Genomic DNA, 14,765 nt, shown 5'->3' on the forward strand with positions numbered 1-14,765 from the left:
GTGTACGAAGGCATCGTCCAAGAACTGATCGACGAGCTCGGTCGGCTGCCCGGCATCGGGCCGAAGTCGGCGCAGCGCATCGCGTTCCACATCGTGCAGACCGAGCACTTCGACGTCTCCCGGCTCGCCGAGATCCTGACGACCGTGCGCGACAAGGTGCGTTTCTGCGAGATCTGCGGCAACGTCAGTGAGCAGTCGACGTGCTCGATCTGCCGCGACCCCCGCCGCGATCCCTCGCTCATCTGCGTCGTCGAAGAGGCCAAAGACGTCGTCGCGATCGAGCGAACCCGTGAGTTCCGCGGGCTGTACCACGTGCTCGGCGGCGCGATCAGTCCGATCGACGGCATTGGGCCCGACGAGCTGCGAATCCGCCAGCTCATGCAGCGGCTCGCCGACGGCACCGTCGTCGAGGTCATCATCGCGACCGACCCCAACCTCGAGGGCGAGGCGACGGCGACCTACCTCAGCCGCCTGCTCACGACCCTCGAGATCAAGGTCACCCGCCTCGCCTCCGGCCTGCCCGTCGGCGGCGACCTCGAGTATGCCGACGAGGTCACCCTCGGGCGCGCCTTCGAGGGGCGTCGCGTCGTCGGCTGACCGGTGGCGCTGCGTCTGCTGACCGGCCTGGCGTCGTCGGCTGACCGGCGGCGCTGTGCGCCCCGAGCGTCGGGTGCTCGGCCACCCGTGGTGGACCGACACCCCCCAAGTGGGGTGAGGATTCCTCGGAATAAGGCTTGTCGCGGCATCGCGTCTTCGGAAGGCTGAGAGCTGCGGCATCCGTCGCGCCGAGCTCTCCCTCCCGAGGAGTGTCAATGTCTCGCAGACTTCGTTCGATTCCCGCCGCGGTCATCGCGATCGTCGGCCTCGGCCTCATCGCCGTCACCGCGTCGCCGGCCACTGCGGCTCCGCCCGGCTCCGGCCCGGTCACCGTGGCGACGGGGCTGAACAACCCCCGGCAACTCTCGGTCGGCCCAGGCCAGCGCCTCTACGTCGCAGAGGCCGGCACCGCCGATTCCTGCGACCCCATTCCCGGTGCCGGGCCGGAGTTCCAGGTGTGCGGCCTCACCGGATCGGTGACCGAGGTCAGCGGCACCCACCAGCGGCGGGTCGTGACCGGGCTGCCGACGATGGACTTCCTCGGCGAGATCGTCGGGGCATCCGACGTCGCGGTTCGCGGTGGCGAGATCATCGTGCTGATCGGTGGACTGGCCGGCGCCGCGACGGCCCGCGACAGCCTGCCCGACCAGTACTCCGCCTTCGGCACGCTGCGAACTGCGCGGCTGAAGTCCGCGCCGCTCACCGGTGCCGACCTGACCCCCGTCGCCGACCTCAACGCCCACGAGGTCGCGAACAACCCCGACGGCAACATCCCACCCGACAGCAATGCAGTCGGGTTCACCGCGTTGAGCGCCGAGAGCTGGGCGGTCGCCGACGCCGGAGGCAACACCCTGCTGGCGGTCGACGAAGGCGGCGAGAGCACCGTCGGCGTGTTCCCGAACGGACCCCCGGTGCCCAACCCTTTCGGTCCGGGCCTGATCCCGCCGCAGGCGGTCCCGACCGACGTCGCGGTCGGCCCCGACGGGGCGTTCTACGTGTCGCAACTGACGGGCTTCCCCTTCCCGACCGGCGGTTCAACGATCTGGCGGGTCACGGTCGACGGGCAGGTGTCGGCGTTCGCGACCGGGCTCACGATGGTGACGAGCCTCGCCTGGAAGGGCGACGCGCTCTACGCCGTGCAGCTCGACGACGGCAACTTCTTCGACGGCCATGTCGGGTCCTTGCGCAAGGTCACTGCGGGCGGCTCCGTGCACGAGGCGGTCATCGCGAACCTGTCGGCCCCGTACGGTGTGGCGATCCGCGGCAACTCCGCCTTCCTGACCGTCGACTCGGTCTCGGCGGGCGGCGGGTCGGTGATCGAGGTCGACCTTCGCTGACGGGCAAGGGTCGCGGCATCCCTCTGATGAACACGGCGGGATGCCGCGACACCGCGCCGCGTCGGAAGCTCGCTTGACGTATCGTCGCCCGGCGCGTAGACCGGGGGCATGGCCGCATCCGCCTCCGCCTCCGCGCCCGCACCGGCATCCGCACGAACCGCGCGCTGGATCGCGGGGTACCTGCGCGCGTGGAGCACGAACGACCCCGAGGCCATCGGCGCGCTCTTCACCGACGACGCCCGATACCTCACCGCCCCCGACGTCGAGCCGCGCCGAGGACGGGCCGAGATCGTGTCGGGCTGGATCGGCGACGCAGACACCCCGGGGGAGTGGAGCTTCGACTGGCACGTCGTGCACGAGACATCCGAGCTCGCCGTCGTTCAGGGGCGAACCGAGTACCCGGCCGATCGCGACTATCTGAACCTGTGGGTGATCCGCTTCGCACCCGACGGGCGGGCGGGCGAGTTCACCGAGTGGTACATGCCGCGCGACCACGAGGGGTGATCCCACCGCGGCCCCGCGACGTCACATGGCGGGCCCCGCATGCACGCCGCCGTATGATGAAGACTCCGACGACGGGCCCGTCGGCCCGTGCGCGCCCAGAATCCCCGGGAGGCCACGTGAGCTTGATCGTGCAGAAGTTCGGCGGCTCGTCCGTCGCCGATGCCGAGAGCATCAAACGGGTCGCGAAGCGCATCGTCGAGACCCGCAAGGCGGGCAATGACGTCGTCGTGGCCATCTCGGCCATGGGCGACTCGACCGACGAGCTGCTCGACCTCGCGAACGAGGTGTCACCGATCCCGGCGCCCCGCGAGCTCGACATGCTGCTGTCGGCGGGCGAACGCATCTCGATGGCGCTGCTCGCGATGGCGATCAAGAGCATGGGGCACGAAGCCCGCAGCTTCACCGGCAGCCAGGCCGGCATGATCACCGACGCCCAGCACGGCGCGGCGCGCATCGTCGACGTCACCCCGGTGCGCCTGCGTGAGGCCCTCGACGAGGGTGCGATCGTGATCGTCGCCGGCTTCCAGGGTTTCAACCGCGACACCCGCGACATTACGACCCTCGGCCGTGGTGGCAGCGACACGACCGCGGTGGCGCTCGCGGCCGCCCTCGAGGCCGACGTCTGCGAGATCTACACCGACGTCGACGGCGTCTTCACCTCAGACCCCCGCGTCGTGAAGAAGGCCCGCAAGCTCGATCGGGTGACCAGTGAGGAGATGCTCGAGCTCGCCGCCTCCGGCGCGAAGGTCCTGCACATCCGCGCCGTCGAGTACGCACGTCGTCACGGCGTCACCCTGCACGTCCGTTCGTCGTTCAACAACAGCGAGGGGACGATCGTCTACGACCCCTCGCGTCTTCCCGAAGGAGCAGCTGTGGAAGAGTCCGTCATCGCCGGTGTCGCGATCGACCTGTCCGAGGCGAAGATCACGGTCGTCGGTGTGCCCGATCGGCCGGGCGTCGCCGCGAAGATCTTCAAGATCGTCGCCGGCACGAACGCGAACGTCGACGTCATCGTGCAGAACGTCTCCGCGGCGGCGACCGGTCGCACCGACATCTCGTTCACCCTGCCGAAGGCCGACGGCGAGCGGGCGCTCACCGCGCTCGCGAGCGCGCAGGAGGCCGTCGGCTTCGAATCGCTGCAGTACGACGACCAGATCGGCAAGCTCTCGCTCGTCGGCAATGCGATGCGCTCGGCGACGGGCGTCTCGGCGCGGCTGTTCGAGGCGCTCTACGAGGCGGGCATCAACATCGAGATGATCTCGACGAGCGAGATCCGCATCTCCGTCGTCACGCGCGCCGACAGCGTGCATGCCGCGGCTCAGGCGGTGCACACGGCGTTCGAGCTCGACGGCGACGAGGACGCGATCGTGCACGCGGGCACCGGCCGCTGAGCCGAACCTCGAATCCCTGCCGGTTTACAGGACATTCCCGCCTTTGCAGGACATGGGAACGTTCACACGTCCTGTCGAACCCGGATTGTCCTGCAAACTGGATGCTGACGTAAGTGAGGAACACACGATCATGAGCACTGCTGTGAACATCGGCGTCGTCGGCGCGACCGGTCAGGTCGGCGCGGTCGTACGGAAGCTCCTCGAGGAGCGCGACTTCCCGGTCGCGCAGATCCGCTTCTTCGCCTCGGCGCGTTCGGCCGGTACGACGCTGCCGTTCAAGGGCGAGGACATCGTCGTCGAGGACGCCTCGACGGCCGATCCCACGGGCCTCGACCTCGCGATCTTCTCGGCCGGCGCGACGCTCTCGAAGGCGCAGGCCCCCCGCTTCGCCGCCGCCGGCGTGACCGTCATCGACAACTCGAGCGGCTGGCGCATGGACCCCGAGGTTCCGCTCGTCGTGAGCGAGGTGAACCCCCACGCGATCGACGAGGCCGTGAAGGGCATCATCGCGAACCCGAACTGCACGACCATGGCCGCGATGCCGGTGCTGAAGGTGCTGCACGACGAGGCCGGCCTCGAGCGGCTCATCGTCTCGACGTACCAGGCAGTGTCGGGTGCCGGTCTCGCGGGCGGCGAGGAGCTGCTCGAACAGGCGCGCGCCGCCGTCGCGCAGAACCCGATCGAGCTCGTGCACGACGGTTCCGCCGTCGCATTCCCTGCGCCTGAGAAGTTCCCGCGGCCGATCGCGTTCGACGTGATCCCGCTCGCGGGCTCGATCGTCGATGACGGCGACCTCGAGACCGATGAAGAGAAGAAGCTCCGCAACGAGAGCCGCAAGATCCTCGAGCTGCCCGGCCTGCTCGTGGCGGGCACCTGCGTGCGCGTGCCGGTGTTCACCGGTCACTCGCTCTCGATCCACGCCGAGTTCGCGAACCCGATCACGCCCGAGCGCGCCGCCGAGCTGCTCGCGAAGGCGCCGGGCGTCGAGCTCAGCGACGTGCCGACCCCGCTCCAGGCCGCCGGCACCGATCCGAGCTACGTCGGCCGGATCCGTCAGGACCAGTCGGCGCCCGAGGGCAAGGGCCTCGTGCTCTTCGTCTCGAACGACAACCTGCGCAAGGGTGCGGCGCTGAACGCCGTGCAGATCGCCGAGCTCGTCGCCGCGAAGGTGCCGGCGCGCGCGTAGCGCGGCGCCCGTCGCTCAGAATCACACGGATGCCCCGTGGCCGGTCGGTCACGGGGCATGCTGTCTCGTTCGGCGCGAGTCGGGCCGGGGTGCGGTCGCTGACGCCGTGGCGCGGCGCCCGTCGCCATGGCCCGTCGGATCAGGCCGAGAAGTACGGGCTCGACGCGTTGTCGAGGATGCGCCGCATGCCCTGCATCCAGTTGGCCTTGAGCGCGATCTGTGCGCCCGGAACGTCGCCGGCCTCCAGGAATTCGGCGATCGCGGCGTGCTCGGCCGCGACGCGTTCGATCATCACGTCGTTCGGCACGAGCAGCGATTCGTAGCGGTGGAACGATCCGCGCAGACTCGCGATCACGTCGAGCAGCCGCCGATTCGGGCACGCCGAGAGCATGATTCCGTGCCACTCGTCGTCCTTCGTCACGACGAGGGCGTGCTCGACGAGTTCTTGCTGGAAGTCGGCAGCGATGGTGACGAGCCGCGCACCGATGTCACGGAGTTCGTCGATTGGACTGAGCTCGAGGGCGAGGCCTTCCAGGTTCGCCATCACCGGCGCGAGGTCTTCGAACTCGCTCGCGCTGAGCGGGACGAACCTGAACCCCTTGCCGTTCTCGCTCTCGATCTGGCCTTCGCTCTCGAGGGCGATGAGGGCCTCGCGCAAGGGGGTGCGGCTGACGCCGAGCTCGGCGGCGAGCTGCACCTCGTTGATGCCCTCGCCGGGTTGTACTGCGCCAGTGCGCATGCGTGCGAGCAGCTCTTCGCGGACCTGTGAGCGCAGGTTCCTGCGTTCGATCGCCATGTATTCGCCCTCCGGAGGGTTCGGCCGTTCGGCCGTCGCGGCAAGCCTAGGACGAGTGGGCCGTGACCGGCTCGAGCGCGGTCTCAAGTACTGTATACAAAATGCCGAAGGAGAAAGCCATGCGCCTTGAGAACAAGCAGGCCATCGTCACCGGCGGGGCGGGCGGCATCGGCCGCGCGACCTCGCTCGCACTCGCTGCCGAGGGCGCCGCCGTCGCGGTCGTCGACCTGAACGCCGAGGCCGCCGAGCGGATCGCCTCAGAGATTCGCGAGGCGGGCGGCACCGCCATCGCGATCGGGGCGGATGTCGCGAGCGAGCCCGACATCGAACGCGTCGTGCAGACCGTCGTCACCGAGTTCGGGGGCGTGAACGTCGTCTTCAACAATGCGGGCATCATCCGTCGCACGACCGCGGTCGAGACGACCGTCGAGGAGTGGGACCGCGTGTTCGGCGTGAACGTGCGCTCGATCTTCCTCATGTGCAAGCACGTCGTGCCGATCATGGAGGCGGCGGGCGGCGGCTCGATCGTCAACACGGGCTCGGGCTAGGGCCTCAAGGGCGGAGGGCAGGCGATCTCGTACTGCGCGTCGAAGGGCGCCGTCGTCAACATGACCCGTGCGCTCGCGATCGACCACGGGCCGCAGGGCATCCGGGTGAACTCGGTGAACCCGGGCGATGTGAACACGGGGATGCTGCGCGACGAGGCCCGCCAGCTCGGCCAGGCCGAGGACGGGTTCCTCGCCGAGGCGGCCGACCGGCCGCTGCGCCGCATGGGCGAGCCCCGCGAGATCGCAGCGGCGGTCGTGTGGCTCGCGAGCGACGAGTCGAGCTACGTGACGGGCTCGGCCCTCGTCGTCGACGGCGGCGGCATCGCGTAGGCGCCGCACCCCGCGCGCACCCCGCACGCACCCCGCGCGCACCCCGCGCGCACCCCGCGCGCACCCCGCGCGCACCCCGCGCGCACCCCGCGCCGCCGCCACGCCCTTTTGCGGGCCGACGCCGGTTCTCCGGCGGATGGGAACTATCGTGGTCCGGCGAAAGGTCGTGACGACACGGGGCAGGGGGGCACGGGGCACGGGGCAGGTCTCAGGGCTGCGGGATCGCGGCGACGACGTCGATCTCGACGAGGATGTTCGCGAGGCGCGAGCCGACCGTGGTGCGCACGGGGTACGGCTCGGTGAAGAACTCGGCGTAGGCCTCGTTGTACTCCGCGAAGTCGGCGAGGTCTTCGAGGTGCGCGGTGACCTTCACGACGTCGTCGTGGGTGAGGCCGTACTCGGCGAGCACGGCGCCGATGTTGCGCAGCACCTGGCGGGTCTGCTCTTTCACGCCGCCGTCGACGACGAGGCCCGTCGCGGGATCCTGCGGGCCGAAGCCCGCGGTGTACAGGAATCCGTTGGCGACGACGCCGTGGCTGTAGGGCCCTGCGGGCTTCGGCGCGTTCGAGAGCGTGACGGCGGTCTTGGACATGGGTTCCTCCTGGGTGTTCATTTCGGTGGGTCGAGGTGGGTCGAGGTGGTCGAGGTGGTCGAGGTGGTCGAATCGTCTGCGGTCTCCTGGATGCCTCGGCGCCCGCCACGAGGCATCCGCTCAGCCGAGTTCGCGGGAGATGAGGTCGGCGGTCTCGCGCATGGCGGGCAGCTCGGCCTTGAGCCGATCGAGGTCGGCGACCATGCGGATCGCCGTGACGGAGAGCGCGCCGACGACGCCCATCGAACTGCGGATCGGCACGGCGATGCAGTTGACGAAGGCCTCGAACTCGCGGTCGTCGGTGGCGTAGCCGCGGGCCGCGGTCAGCGCGAGTTCGCGGTCGAGTCGTTCGCGCGAGTCGATCGTGAGCTCGGTGTAGCGCTGCCAGACGACGCCGTCGAGCACCGCGTCGCGACCTGCCCGGTCGAGGTCGGCGAGGATCGCCTTGCCGACCGCGGAGCAGTAGGGGATCACGGCCCGGCCGATGCGGGAGTACATGCGGACGCCGGCCTCGTCGTCGGCCTTGTCCACGTAGACGATCGAGCGGTCCATGAGCGCGGCGAGGTGCACGGTGTTGCCCGTGCGTCGCTGCAGTCGGCGCACATGCTCGGCGCCCGCCTCGCGCAGGTCGAGCGAGTCGAGGGCCTGCTTCGAGAGGGCGGCGAGCCGGGTGCCGAGGGTGTACCGGCCCGAGCCGCGCTTGCGCACCCAGCCGACCTGTTCGAGCGCCTGGAGTTCGCGGAACATCGTCGAGCGATGCAGGCCGAACTCCTCGGCGAGTTCGGCGACGGTGCGCGGGTCGGTCGCGATCGCGTCGATGATGTGCGCGGCGCGCGTCACACTCTGCGACATCTCAGCCCTCCCCTTCGTTTCTCAGGACGGCGTCATCGCTTCTCAGGACCGCATCGTGGTTTCTCGGGAGCGCAGAGGCGTTCGAGCGGTCTTCGGGCGTCGATCGTCCTGAGAAACCACCCCCGCCCGAGCCCCCCTCCCTGAGAAACGAGGCTGCCCGCCGGAGGGCCCGGCCCGGCGTCGCGCTGGTGAGGGTGCCGCCCGCGAGCACCGGCACGCCGGCGACGAACACGTCGTCGATGCCGGCGGCGAGCCCGAGCGGCGATGCGTAGCTCGCGCCAGGGCCGACGCGCGCCGGGTCGACGAGCACCAGGTCGGCGACGGCTCCTTCGCGCACGAAGCCCCGGTCGCCGAGCCCGAACCGGCGCACCGCGCGTCCCGAGACCAGCGCGGAGGCGTTCGCCCAGTCGAGTGCGCGCTGCTCGCTGACGAGGAGCGAGAGGTATCTCGCGAACGTCCCGCGCGCCCGCGGGTGCGGGTGCCTGCCGAGGAAGATGCCGTCGGAGCCGCCGATCGCCTCCGGCGCCGACAGGATCGACGCGAGCTCGGCGTCGCTGCGCTCGTGCTGCACGGCCATCACCACGTTGACCTCGAGCCGCGAGCCGACGAGCACATCGAGGGCGAAGTCGATCGCATCGCTCCCGGCGCGCGAGGCGCCCTCGGCCAGGGTGAGCCCGTGCGCCCAGTCGTACTCGGGCGCGGCGACGTGCGCGAGGGTCAGCATCGAGGGCCAGTCGGGCCCCAGGCTGGCGTAGCCCGTGATCGTCGGGAACCAGTCGGTGCGCAGCCGTTCCCGCTCGACGGGATCGGCGAGCACGGCGAGCACCTCGGCGGCGGGGCGCACCGTGAGCGCGGCGGGCAGGATCGGCATCGCGAGGATCGAGCAGCCCCGGGTGTACGGGTAGGCGTCGAAGCTCGCGTCGACCCCCGCACGGGCGAGCCGGGCGAGTTCGCCCCGCACGATCGCGGGCGTCGCGTGGAAGTGCGACACGTGCACGCGCACCCCGCTCGCCGCGGCGATCGCCGCGATCTCATCGATGCCGGCGGCCGAGTTCTGCTCGTATCCGCCGCGCATGTGAGTCACGTAGACGCCGCCGGCCGCGGCGACGGGCGCAGCGAGTGCCGCGAGTTCTGCGGCGTCGGCGAAGGCGCCGGGCACGTAGTCGAGCCCCGTCGAGAGTCCGACGGCGCCGTCTTCGAGGCCGGATGCCACGAGCCCGCGCATCTCGTCGAGCTGGGCCTCGGTCGGGGCGTCGGTCGAGCGACCCATGACGGCGAAGCGCACGGTTCCGGCGGGCACGAGCGTCGCGACGTTGAGCGGTGTGGTGCCGTCGTAGCCGGCGAGGAGGGCGCCGAGGCCGCCGCCCGAGTAGTGCGGGTGAGTTCCGTTGATCGCGGCGAAGTACTCGGTGCCGTAGCCGCCGTCGCCGGGGGCGAAGCCCACGCCGTCCTGCCCGCCGATGACGGTCGTGACGCCCTGGCGCAGCAGCGCGAGCTGCACCTCGGGGTCGAACACGGCGGCGTCGGCGTGCGAGTGGGCGTCGATGAATCCGGGCATGAGCAGGCGCCCGCCGGCATCGACCACGTGTGCGGGTTGAGGAGCACCCGACGAAGGAGGATGCGTCTCGAAACCGCCGCCACCGGCCGGCGCGATCCGTGAGATCCGCCCGGCGTCGAGCCGGACGTCGTGGCGGCCCGGCCGCTCGCCGGTCTCGTCGACGATGCGTGCGTTCGTGATCAGCACGTTCATGGGGTGCCTCAGAACCTCGTGTGCACGAGGTCGACGACGAGGTCGCTCCCGGCGTGCTCGACGACGGGGATCCAGCGCCATTTGTCGAACGCGGTGCAGGGGTGCGAGAGTCCGAGCGCGACCACCTCGCCGACGGCGACGGGCAGGGCGGCTCCTGGGGCGTCGGCACGCAGGTAGGCGTGCTGGTCGTTCACGGCGGTCACGGATGCCTCGGCGAGCGGCCGCCCGTCGGCGCCGAGTTCGCTCGCGACGGCGAGCGGCACCGGCAGCCCTTCGTCGTACGGCAGGTCGCGCTTGCCGCCGTCGAGGAGGGCGAGCCCGGGCTCGGGGTGCGAGACGACGCGGGTGTAGCCGCGCATCGCCGGGGTGAGTTGGCGGTGGATGGGGGAGATGCCCCGGTAGAAGCCGTCGTCGTGCACGAGCGACGCGCCCGAGCGCAGCACCCAGCGGGTGTCGCCGCGGCCGGCGCCGCTCTCGATCTCGGGGGCGAAGACGTCGGCGACGAGGTCGAGGTAGGCGCTGCCGCCCGCGGTCACGACGAGCGGGCCGTCGGCGGGGTCGGCGAGGGTGCGAACGGCGCCGTGCAGTTCGACGAGGTCGGCGAGGTAGTCGCGCACGGCCGCGACCGCGACCGAGGAACGGTCGTGCCCGAGGCTGCCCTCGTAGCCGGCGACGCCCGCCAGGCGCAGCACGGGCGAGTCGGCGATGCGCCGGGCGATGCCGACGGCCTCATCGATCCCGCGAGCACCGGTTCGGCCGCCGCCGGCGCCGAGCTCGACGAGCACGGCGATCGGGCGGGGGAGGCCGGGGCCCCCGGAGGCGGTCGCGGTCGCGAGGCCGCGCTCCATCGCCTCGATCGTCTCGATCGAGTCGGCCCACGACCAGAACTCGAACTCGGGGTCGGCGTGTTCGCCGGCGATCCACGCGAGCGCGTCGGGGGCGACGAGGGCGTTCGCGAGCATGATCGTGCGCACGCCGAAGCCGCGCGCGGTGCGCACCTGGCCGGGGGTCGCGAGGGTGAGACCGGTCGCGCCGCCGCCGAGCTGGAGGCGCCAGAGCGCCGGGGCCATCGTCGTCTTGCCGTGCGGCATGAGCTCGAGCCCGCGTTCGTCGCACCAGTGTTGGATCGTCTCGGCGTTGTGCTCGAGGGCCTCGCGATCGAGGGCGAGGAGCGGGGTCCAGAACTCGCCGAGCCGCGGCGCGGTGTCGAGGAACTCGCGGACGGTGAGCCCGGCCGCACGCGCGGGCAGCCCCTTGTCGCCCTCGCTGAGGCGGGTGTCGGCGGTCTCGGCGAGCGGGGCGAGGCGTGACATCCGAAGCTCACTTTCACTTGTTGCGTATTCTGCAACGCGGTTGCGCAGCAGTTGCACACCAGACAGCATAGGGCGGGTGACCACCGCCCCGCTGCCCGAGATCATCGCCGTCGGCGAGACGATGGCACTCGTGGTGCCCGCGCTCGCCGAACCGCTCGCCGGGGCCGTCGACTTCCACCTCGACGCCGGCGGCGCCGAGTCGAACGTCGCCTCGCACCTGGCCGCACTCGGTCATGCCGCAGCCTGGGCGGGCCGGGTCGGCGACGATGCGCTCGGCCGGCGGCTCGTCGCGCAGATCGCCGAACGCGGGGTCGACACCCGCTACGTCGAGCGCGACCCCGAGGCGCCGACGGGGCTCTACGTCAAAGACCCGGGCAGCGGCGTGCAGTACTTCCGCGCCGGCTCCGCTGCCTCCAAGATGTCGCCCGAGTTCTTCGATGCCCTCCCGCTCGACGGCGTGCGCATCGTGCACCTCAGCGGCATCACCGCGGCGCTCTCGCGCTCGTGCGACGCGATGCTCGACGCCGCCGCACTGCGCGTCCGTTCGAGCGATGCGCTGCTCAGCTTCGATGTGAACCACCGGGCGGCGCTCTGGCCGGGCGAGCCGGCCGATGCGCTCGAGCTCGCCACGGTGCGCCTCCTCGAGTTCGCCTCCCGCGCCGACCTCGTCTTCGTCGGACTCGATGAGGCCGACCGGCTGTGGGGCACCGTGACCCCGGCGGAGGTGCGCGCGTTCCTGCCGGGGCCCGAACGTCTCGTCGTGAAGGACGGCGACGTCGGCGCGACCGAGTTCGTGCGCGGCCCGGGCGGCGTCGACGCGGTCGAGCAGGTCGCCGCGCACCGGGTCGAGGTCGTCGAGGTGGTCGGCGCCGGCGACGCGTTCGCCGCCGGATACCTCGGTGCCCTCCTCGACGGTCGCGACTCGGCCGAGCGGCTGCGCGCCGGCCATGACCGTGCGGTGCTCGTGCTCGGCGAGACCAGCGACTTCCCGCGGGAACTTCGCGCTCCCCTGACCCGTCCCCAGCGAAAGGCCCCGTGATGACCACGATCGACAACGCCGCATTCGACACGCTGCTCGCGGGTCGCCCGCTGATGGCGATCTTCCGCGGCCTCGGGGTCGACCGAAGCGTCGCGCTGGCGCGACGGGCGTGGGAGCTCGGCATCGACGTGGTCGAGCTTCCGATCCAGTCGGGCGACGACGTCGAGGCGCTCGCCGCCGTCGCCGAAGCCGGTCGCGCCGAGGGCCGGGTCGTCGGTGCCGGCACCGTGGTCTCGGTGCGGCACGTCGAGCAGGCCCTCGCCGCAGGGGCGGCGTTCACCGTCAGCCCCGGGTTCGACGAGGCCGTCGTGCGCGCCTCGTTCGAGGCGGGTCTGCCGTCGCTGCCGGGCGTCGCGACGGCGAGCGAGGTGCAGCGGGCGATGTCGCTCGGCCTGACGTGGCTGAAGGCGTTTCCCGCCTCCCTGCTCGGTCCGGCGTGGTTCGGCGCGATGGCCGGCCCGTTCCCGGGGGCGCGCTTCGTCGCGACCGGTGGCATGGATGCCTCGAACGCGGGCGAGTTCCTCGCCCGCGGGGTGCGTACGGTCGCGGTCGGCTCGGCCCTCGAGGACCCGGCGCAGCTGCCGGCGCTCGCGGCACTCCTCGCGCGCTGAGACGCGTCTCCGCACGGCCCCGGCAGGTGTCTTCCTGCCGGGGTTGCGCCGTCGGCGCGGGCTCGAGACGAGGCATCCACGACGAATTGAAATAGTTGTTTCCGGTTAGTTCGTTTTCTGTTAGGGTCACTTCCAGTAACGCTCGCACCGAGTTCCTGCACGCGGCGTCACTGCTCTTCCCACGCAACGAAGCACGAGAGGAATGTCGGAACGATGATTCGATCCAAGCGCCGCATCGCGGTGGCACTCGCCGCAGGAGCGGCAGCGCTCGCCCTCGGCCTGACGGGCTGCGCGCCCTCGACCGGTTCGGACGGAGGCGGCGACTCCAGCGCGGCGCTGCGCGTCTGGGCCGGCAGCCAGACGCCGATCGTGGCGAACTTCAACCCGTACGCACCGACGGTGCTGCACGCAGCCCTCGGCCCGATCTACGAGACGCTGTTCTTCTTCAACAAGACCGCCGACGAGCCCCCGACCGGGCTCGTCGGCGACAGCTACGAGTTCAGCGACGACGGCACCGAGCTCACGATCACGCTGAAAGAGGGCGTGAAGTGGAACGACGGTGAAGACTTCACCGCCTCCGACGTCGCCTTCTCGTTCAACTACGAGGCCAACGACTTCGCGAACACCCTCGGGCTGGTCAGCGCCGAGGCGAGCGACGACACCACGGTCGTGCTCACCTTCTCGTCGCCGCAGTTCACGAACGAGTTCCGCATCCTCGGCGCCACCTGGATCATCCCCGAGCACATCTGGAGCGAGGTCGACGACTTCCTCACCTTCACCGACGAGGAGCCCGTGGGCACCGGCCCGTACGTCGTCGACTCGGTGACCGACGCCTCGTACACCGTCGTCGCGAACGAGAACTTCCGCGACGAGGGCGTGCCGGCCGTCAAGAAGGTGCAGTACGTCGGCCTCGACGCCAACCAGTCGGCGCAAGACCTGCTCACCGCGGGCGAGCTCGACTGGGCGGGCATGTTCGTGCCGAACCCCGACGACGTCACGTCGAACGGCATCATCTCCACCATCAACACCCCGCAGGATCCGACGGTGCTCTACACCTGCGCGAACACCGAGCTCGGCTGCGTCGGCGAGCAGACCGACGTCGCGGTGCGTCAGGCGCTGAACGTGGCGATCGACCGGTCGACCATCAAGGAGAAGGCGTTCGTGAACCTCACGGGCGACATCTCGCCCACGTTCGCGCTCCTGCCTCGCGACGAGAAGTGGCTCGCCGACCCGGAGAACGCGGTCAGCCCCCAGTCTGCGGATGTCGCGGGCGCGGCCTCGATCCTCGAGGCGGCCGGCTACACGAAGAATGCCGACGGCTTCTACGGCAAGGGCGGGGCGACCATCGAGCTCGACCTCATCTCGGTCGACGGCTGGACCGACTACAACGACGCGGCCAAGCTCATCGCCGAACAGGCGGCCGAAGCCGGCATCAAGGTCAACGCGACCACCGTGCAGTGGCAGGAGTTCTCGGACGCCCGCCAGACCGGTCAGTTCGAGCTCATCATGGGCGGCGTCGTCGGCACCTCGGTCGCCGACCCGTACCAGATCTACAAGGACTGGTTCGCGGGCGGCTCGACGGTGGCGGTCGGCTCCGAGCTGAACCCAGGCACGTGGAACTTCTCGCGCTACAGCAACCCCGTCGTCGACGAGGCGGTCGCCGCGGCCGCCGCGACGAACGACGTCGCCGCGAAGCAGGCCGCGTACGGCACCATCCAGACCGAGATCGTGCGCGACCTGCCGTACATCCCGCTCGTGATCAACGCCACCCAGACCTTCTACAACTCGAAGGACTTCACGGGTTGGCCGACCGAGGACGACCTGTACGCCTTCCCGCCCGCCTGGGGGGCCTCGGCCGCCGGCTTCGTGCTCGCGAAACTCGAGCCGGTGAAGTAGGGCCGAGCCCGCAGTCGGTCGAG

Annotated in this window: 13 protein-coding genes and 1 pseudogene; 9 read left to right on the forward strand and 5 right to left on the reverse strand. The window is 70.8% G+C overall.

Annotated elements, in window-relative coordinates; genetic code table 11:
• The 5 genes from recR (at position 1) to H516_RS0115975 (ending at position 5,015) form a co-directional block, all read left to right on the forward strand.
• A complete protein-coding gene (gene recR / locus H516_RS0115955) occupies positions 1–597 on the forward strand; it encodes a recombination mediator RecR (protein WP_022890710.1) in 597 nt (198 codons plus the stop codon).
• A gap of 215 nt (positions 598–812) precedes the next feature.
• Positions 813–1,934: a ScyD/ScyE family protein gene (locus tag H516_RS0115960; RefSeq protein ID WP_022890711.1), complete on the forward strand. Its 1,122-nt coding sequence runs from the start codon at positions 813–815 to the stop codon at positions 1,932–1,934.
• 108 nt (positions 1,935–2,042) lie between these two features.
• Positions 2,043–2,438: a YybH family protein gene (locus H516_RS0115965; protein ID WP_022890712.1), complete on the forward strand. Its 396-nt coding sequence runs from the start codon at positions 2,043–2,045 to the stop codon at positions 2,436–2,438.
• Positions 2,439–2,554: 116 nt separating this feature from the next.
• Entirely contained in the window at positions 2,555–3,829 is a 1,275-nt protein-coding gene (locus H516_RS0115970; RefSeq protein ID WP_022890713.1) for an aspartate kinase, read from the forward strand.
• Positions 3,830–3,959: 130 nt separating this feature from the next.
• Entirely contained in the window at positions 3,960–5,015 is a 1,056-nt protein-coding gene (locus H516_RS0115975; protein WP_033197315.1) for an aspartate-semialdehyde dehydrogenase, read from the forward strand.
• 139 nt (positions 5,016–5,154) lie between these two features.
• Here H516_RS0115975 and H516_RS0115980 read toward each other — a convergent pair whose 3' ends face one another.
• Entirely contained in the window at positions 5,155–5,811 is a 657-nt protein-coding gene (locus tag H516_RS0115980; RefSeq protein ID WP_022890715.1) for a GntR family transcriptional regulator, read from the reverse strand.
• A gap of 119 nt (positions 5,812–5,930) precedes the next feature.
• Between H516_RS0115980 and H516_RS22770 the strand changes: the two are divergent.
• Positions 5,931–6,689: pseudogene (locus H516_RS22770) on the forward strand (SDR family NAD(P)-dependent oxidoreductase).
• A gap of 208 nt (positions 6,690–6,897) precedes the next feature.
• Here the strand turns inward: H516_RS22770 and H516_RS0115990 are convergent.
• The 4 genes from H516_RS0115990 to H516_RS0116005 form a co-directional block, all read right to left on the reverse strand.
• Complete coding sequence (locus tag H516_RS0115990) at positions 6,898–7,281, reverse strand: RidA family protein (RefSeq protein ID WP_026378903.1); 384 nt, start codon at positions 7,279–7,281, stop codon at positions 6,898–6,900.
• Between the two features lie 120 nt (positions 7,282–7,401).
• A complete protein-coding gene (locus tag H516_RS0115995; RefSeq protein WP_022890717.1) occupies positions 7,402–8,133 on the reverse strand; it encodes an IclR family transcriptional regulator in 732 nt (243 codons plus the stop codon).
• A gap of 1 nt (position 8,134) precedes the next feature.
• Positions 8,135–9,883 (reverse strand): N-acyl-D-amino-acid deacylase family protein, encoded by a 1,749-nt coding sequence (locus H516_RS20635; protein ID WP_051138873.1) that lies wholly within the window; start codon positions 9,881–9,883, stop codon positions 8,135–8,137.
• Positions 9,884–9,891: 8 nt separating this feature from the next.
• Positions 9,892–11,196, reverse strand: coding sequence for a type III PLP-dependent enzyme domain-containing protein (locus H516_RS0116005; protein ID WP_022890719.1), 1,305 nt, complete (start codon positions 11,194–11,196; stop codon positions 9,892–9,894).
• A 76-nt stretch (positions 11,197–11,272) separates the two neighbouring features.
• Here H516_RS0116005 and H516_RS20640 point away from each other — a divergent pair, with 76 nt between their 5' ends.
• From H516_RS20640 to H516_RS0116020, 3 genes are all read left to right on the forward strand, one after another.
• A complete protein-coding gene (locus H516_RS20640) occupies positions 11,273–12,235 on the forward strand; it encodes a sugar kinase (RefSeq protein ID WP_022890720.1) in 963 nt (320 codons plus the stop codon).
• Entirely contained in the window at positions 12,235–12,846 is a 612-nt protein-coding gene (locus H516_RS0116015; RefSeq protein ID WP_022890721.1) for a bifunctional 4-hydroxy-2-oxoglutarate aldolase/2-dehydro-3-deoxy-phosphogluconate aldolase, read from the forward strand. The genes H516_RS20640 and H516_RS0116015 overlap by 1 nt, the downstream gene beginning before the upstream one ends.
• 213 nt (positions 12,847–13,059) lie before the next feature.
• On the forward strand, positions 13,060–14,742 hold the full coding sequence (locus H516_RS0116020; RefSeq protein WP_022890722.1) for an ABC transporter substrate-binding protein: 1,683 nt from the start codon (positions 13,060–13,062) through the stop codon (positions 14,740–14,742).
• Positions 14,743–14,765 lie beyond the last annotated feature (23 nt).

The organism is Agromyces italicus DSM 16388 (genome assembly GCF_000421545.1).
In the GTDB taxonomy this organism is placed as follows: domain Bacteria; phylum Actinomycetota; class Actinomycetes; order Actinomycetales; family Microbacteriaceae; genus Agromyces; species Agromyces italicus.

Bases quoted from the DNA above. Each gene is read 5' to 3' on its own strand.
- H516_RS0116005 (WP_022890719.1), bottom strand. From the start codon at position 11,196: ATGTCACGCCTCGCCCCGCTCGCCGAGACCGCCGACACCCGCCTCAGC.
- H516_RS0115980 (WP_022890715.1), bottom strand. From the start codon at position 5,811: ATGGCGATCGAACGCAGGAACCTGCGCTCACAGGTCCGCGAAGAGCTG.
- H516_RS0115960 (WP_022890711.1), top strand. From the start codon at position 813: ATGTCTCGCAGACTTCGTTCGATTCCCGCCGCGGTCATCGCGATCGTC.
- H516_RS0115990 (WP_026378903.1), bottom strand. From the start codon at position 7,281: ATGTCCAAGACCGCCGTCACGCTCTCGAACGCGCCGAAGCCCGCAGGG.
- H516_RS0116015 (WP_022890721.1), top strand. From the start codon at position 12,235: ATGACCACGATCGACAACGCCGCATTCGACACGCTGCTCGCGGGTCGC.
- H516_RS0115965 (WP_022890712.1), top strand. From the start codon at position 2,043: ATGGCCGCATCCGCCTCCGCCTCCGCGCCCGCACCGGCATCCGCACGA.
- H516_RS0115995 (WP_022890717.1), bottom strand. From the start codon at position 8,133: ATGTCGCAGAGTGTGACGCGCGCCGCGCACATCATCGACGCGATCGCG.
- H516_RS0116020 (WP_022890722.1), top strand. From the start codon at position 13,060: ATGATTCGATCCAAGCGCCGCATCGCGGTGGCACTCGCCGCAGGAGCG.
- H516_RS20635 (WP_051138873.1), bottom strand. From the start codon at position 9,883: ATGAACGTGCTGATCACGAACGCACGCATCGTCGACGAGACCGGCGAG.
- H516_RS0115975 (WP_033197315.1), top strand. From the start codon at position 3,960: ATGAGCACTGCTGTGAACATCGGCGTCGTCGGCGCGACCGGTCAGGTC.